We start from the raw sequence: 2,500 nt of genomic DNA on the forward strand, positions 1-2,500 counted from the left end.
TTTTGTATAATGGGTCAGCGACTTACATTCAGTGGCAAGCTTAACCGAGTAGGGAAGGCGTAGGGAAACCGAGTCCGAATAGGGCGATTCAGTCGCTGGGTGTAGACCCGAAACCAAGTGATCTATCCATGGCCAGGATGAAGGTGCCGTAACAGGTACTGGAGGTCCGAACCGACTAATGTTGCAAAATTAGCGGATGAGCTGTGGATAGGGGTGAAAGGCTAAACAAACTTGGAAATAGCTGGTTCTCTCCGAAAACTATTTAGGTAGTGCCTCAAGTATTACCGTCGGGGGTAGAGCACTGTTTTGGCTAGGGGGTCATGGCGACTTACCAAACCAAGGCAAACTCCGAATACCGATGAGTACAGCTTGGGAGACAGAGCACCGGGTGCTAACGTCCGGACTCAAGAGGGAAACAACCCAGACCGCCAGCTAAGGTCCCTAAAACGGGCTAAGTGGGAAACGAAGTGGGAAGGCTAAAACAGTCAGGATGTTGGCTTAGAAGCAGCCATCATTTAAAGAAAGCGTAATAGCTCACTGATCGAGTCGTCCTGCGCGGAAGATGTAACGGGGCTAAGCCAGTTACCGAAGCTGCGGATTTGCAATTTATTGCAAGTGGTAGGAGAGCGTTCTGTAAGCCTGTGAAGGTGTCTTGTGAAGGATGCTGGAGGTATCAGAAGTGCGAATGCTGACATGAGTAGCGTTAAAGGGGGTGAAAAGCCCCCTCGCCGTAAGCGCAAGGTTTCCTACGCAACGTTCATCGGCGTAGGGTGAGTCGGCCCCTAAGGCGAGGCAGAGATGCGTAGCTGATGGGAAACAGGTCAATATTCCTGTACCGATTACAAGTGCGATGTGGGGACGGATCTTAATAGGTTATCCGGCGGTTGGATGTGCCGGTTTAGACAGATGTAGGCGACACGTAGGCAAATCCGCGTGTCATATACCGAGGCTGTCGATCGAGTGAGCTTGCTCACGAAGTAACTGAACGAGGTCCCAGGAAAAGCCACTAAGCTTCAGCTTGTAATTGACCGTACCGCAAACCGACACTGGTGCGCGAGATGAGTATTCTAAGGCGCTTGAGAGAACTCAGGAGAAGGAACTCGGCAAATTGACACCGTAACTTCGGAAGAAGGTGTGCCCTAGTAGTGTGATGAGAACATCTGAGCACGAATGGGTTGCAAAAAATTGGTGGCTGCGACTGTTTATTAAAAACACAGCACTCTGCAAACACGAAAGTGGACGTATAGGGTGTGACGCCTGCCCGGTGCTGGAAGATTAATTGATGGGGTGCAAGCTCTTGATCGAAGTCCCAGTAAACGGCGGCCGTAACTATAACGGTCCTAAGGTAGCGAAATTCCTTGTCGGGTAAGTTCCGACCTGCACGAATGGCGTAACGATGGCCACACTGTCTCCTCCTGAGACTCAGCGAAGTTGAAATGTTTGTGATGATGCAATCTCCCCGCGGAAAGACGGAAAGACCCCATGAACCTTTACTGTAGCTTTGTATTGGACTTTGAACAGATCTGTGTAGGATAGGTGGGAGGCTTTGAAGCAGGGTCGCTAGATCTTGTGGAGCCAACGTTGAAATACCACCCTGGTGTGTTTGAGGTTCTAACCTAGGTCCATTATCTGGATCGGGGACAGTGCATGGTAGGCAGTTTGACTGGGGCGGTCTCCTCCCAAAGTGTAACGGAGGAGTTCGAAGGTACGCTAGGTACGGTCGGACATCGTGCTAATAGTGCAATGGCATAAGCGTGCTTAACTGCGAGACTGACAAGTCGAGCAGATGCGAAAGCAGGACATAGTGATCCGGTGGTTCTGTATGGAAGGGCCATCGCTCAACGGATAAAAGGTACTCTGGGGATAACAGGCTGATACCGCCCAAGAGTTCATATCGACGGCGGTGTTTGGCACCTCGATGTCGGCTCATCTCATCCTGGGGCTGTAGCCGGTCCCAAGGGTATGGCTGTTCGCCATTTAAAGAGGTACGTGAGCTGGGTTTAAAACGTCGTGAGACAGTTTGGTCCCTATCTTCCGTGGGCGCTGCAGATTTGAGGAAGCCTGCTCCTAGTACGAGAGGACCGGAGTGGACGCACCTCTGGTGTACCGGTTGTCACGCCAGTGGCATTGCCGGGTAGCTAAGTGCGGAAGAGATAACCGCTGAAAGCATCTAAGCGGGAAACTCGTTCCAAGATGAGATCTGCCGGGGCCTTGAGCCCCCTAAAGAGTCGTTCAAGACCAGGACGTTGATAGGTCGGGTGTGGAAGCGCAGCAATGCGTTAAGCTAACCGATACTAATTGCTCGTGCGGCTTGACCCTATAACTTTGATCAAATCGATCACAGTTGAATGTCATCCGACTGAAAAGTCATGTTATGCCCTCGTGGTCTTCGATCACGACGTTGGCAGCAATCAAAAATCAGCTGATTCGAAGCTCTATGAATTCGTTCAGGTGGCGCTCGCGCCATCAGGACAACAAGTTATGCCTGACGACCATAGCG

At 51.2% G+C, this 2,500-nt stretch carries 2 rRNA genes (both only partly in view); both read left to right on the forward strand.

Annotated features, from left to right (window positions below):
• Nucleotides 1-2,319: ribosomal RNA gene (locus tag J2W49_RS13340) — 23S ribosomal RNA — on the forward strand (it extends 560 nt beyond the left edge of the window).
• Between the two features lie 165 nt (nucleotides 2,320-2,484).
• Nucleotides 2,485-2,500 (forward strand): 5S ribosomal RNA (gene rrf, locus J2W49_RS13345); it runs 97 nt beyond the window's last position.

This window comes from Hydrogenophaga palleronii (genome assembly GCF_031457455.1).
Lineage (GTDB): Bacteria > Pseudomonadota > Gammaproteobacteria > Burkholderiales > Burkholderiaceae_C > Hydrogenophaga > Hydrogenophaga palleronii_A.